Annotated in this window: 10 tRNA genes and 1 rRNA gene; all 11 read left to right on the forward strand. The window is 46.3% G+C overall.

The window, feature by feature from the left end:
• Window positions 1-4 precede the first annotated feature (4 nt).
• Window positions 5-80 (forward strand) — tRNA-His (locus tag ACIQ2D_RS22090).
• Window positions 81-104: 24 nt separating this feature from the next.
• Window positions 105-179: transfer RNA gene (locus ACIQ2D_RS22095), tRNA-Gln, on the forward strand.
• 6 nt (window positions 180-185) lie between these two features.
• Window positions 186-260, forward strand: a tRNA-Gly gene (locus ACIQ2D_RS22100).
• Between the two features lie 12 nt (window positions 261-272).
• Window positions 273-346: transfer RNA gene (locus tag ACIQ2D_RS22105), tRNA-Cys, on the forward strand.
• 56 nt (window positions 347-402) lie between these two features.
• Window positions 403-486 (forward strand) — tRNA-Leu (locus tag ACIQ2D_RS22110).
• A 167-nt stretch (window positions 487-653) separates the two neighbouring features.
• Window positions 654-769 (forward strand): 5S ribosomal RNA (gene rrf / locus ACIQ2D_RS22115).
• A 17-nt stretch (window positions 770-786) separates the two neighbouring features.
• Window positions 787-863: transfer RNA gene (locus ACIQ2D_RS22120), tRNA-Asn, on the forward strand.
• 11 nt (window positions 864-874) lie between these two features.
• Window positions 875-960, forward strand: a tRNA-Ser gene (locus ACIQ2D_RS22125).
• A gap of 27 nt (window positions 961-987) precedes the next feature.
• Window positions 988-1,062: transfer RNA gene (locus tag ACIQ2D_RS22130), tRNA-Glu, on the forward strand.
• Window positions 1,063-1,075: 13 nt separating this feature from the next.
• A tRNA-Val gene (locus tag ACIQ2D_RS22135) sits at window positions 1,076-1,151 on the forward strand.
• Between the two features lie 26 nt (window positions 1,152-1,177).
• Window positions 1,178-1,252, forward strand: a tRNA-Met gene (locus ACIQ2D_RS22140).
• The last annotated feature ends 16 nt before the right edge of the window (window positions 1,253-1,268 follow it).

Genomic DNA, 1,268 nt, shown 5'->3' on the forward strand with positions numbered 1-1,268 from the left:
TATGGCGGTTGTGGCGAAGTGGTTAACGCACCTGATTGTGGTTCAGGCATTCGTGGGTTCGATTCCCATCAGTCGCCCCATTTTTACTAATAATAATCATCTTTTGGGGTATAGCCAAGCGGTAAGGCAACGGATTTTGATTCCGTCATGCCCTGGTTCGAATCCAGGTACCCCAGCCATTTATTGCGGAAGTAGTTCAGTGGTAGAACACCACCTTGCCAAGGTGGGGGTCGCGAGTTCGAACCTCGTCTTCCGCTCCATTTAATTTTTATGGCGGCATAGCCAAGTGGTAAGGCACAGGTCTGCAACACCTTTACCACCGGTTCAAATCCGGTTGCCGCCTCCATATTATATTTCAATTATTAATCGGATTATCCGATTTTTTTTATCTCTTAGCAACATGCCGGTGTGGCGGAATTGGCAGACGCGCACGACTCAAAATCGTGTTCCTTCGGAGTGCCGGTTCGACCCCGGCCACCGGTACCACTTATATAAATTAATAAATACTATATAAAGGATTCTCATTTATTTGAGAGTCCTTTTTTGTTATATACAAAACTGATATCTTTGTATGGAAAAAAAAAAGTATTATTTTGAAAAAACACTTGATTTTATCATGAAAAATGATAGAATAATAAAGGTCTTTCAAATAGTCTAGTGATGATGGCAAAGAGGTCACACCCGTTCCCATACCGAACACGGAAGTTAAGCTCTTTAGCGCCGATGGTAGTTGGGGGCTTCCCCCTGTGAGAGTAGGACGTCGCTAGACAAACCAATAATAATTATTCCGAAGTAGCTCAGTTGGTAGTAGCACCTGACTGTTAATCAGGTTGTCGCAGGTTCGAGTCCTGCCTTCGGAGCCATTCTTGTAGAGTTGTCCGAGTGGCCGAAGGAGCACGATTGGAAATCGTGTAGACGGTTAACACTATCTCAAGGGTTCAAATCCCTTACTATCCGCCAGATAACTTTAGGATTACAATTCACAATGGCCCCTTGGTCAAGCGGTTAAGACACCGCCCTTTCACGGCGGTAACACGGGTTCGAATCCCGTAGGGGTCACCATTTTTAATACCCAGGAGGATTAGCTCAGCTGGGAGAGCATCTGCCTTACAAGCAGAGGGTCGGCGGTTCGAGCCCGTCATCCTCCACCATTTTTAAAGTAATTTAGTAGTGTTGTCGCGGGGTGGAGCAGTGGTAGCTCGTCGGGCTCATAACCCGAAGGTCACAGGTTCAAATCCTGTCTCCGCAACCAAAATGGTCCCGTGGTG

The organism is Lysinibacillus sp. NPDC097287, assembly GCF_044761695.1.
Taxonomy (GTDB): Bacteria; Bacillota; Bacilli; order Bacillales_A; family Planococcaceae; genus Lysinibacillus.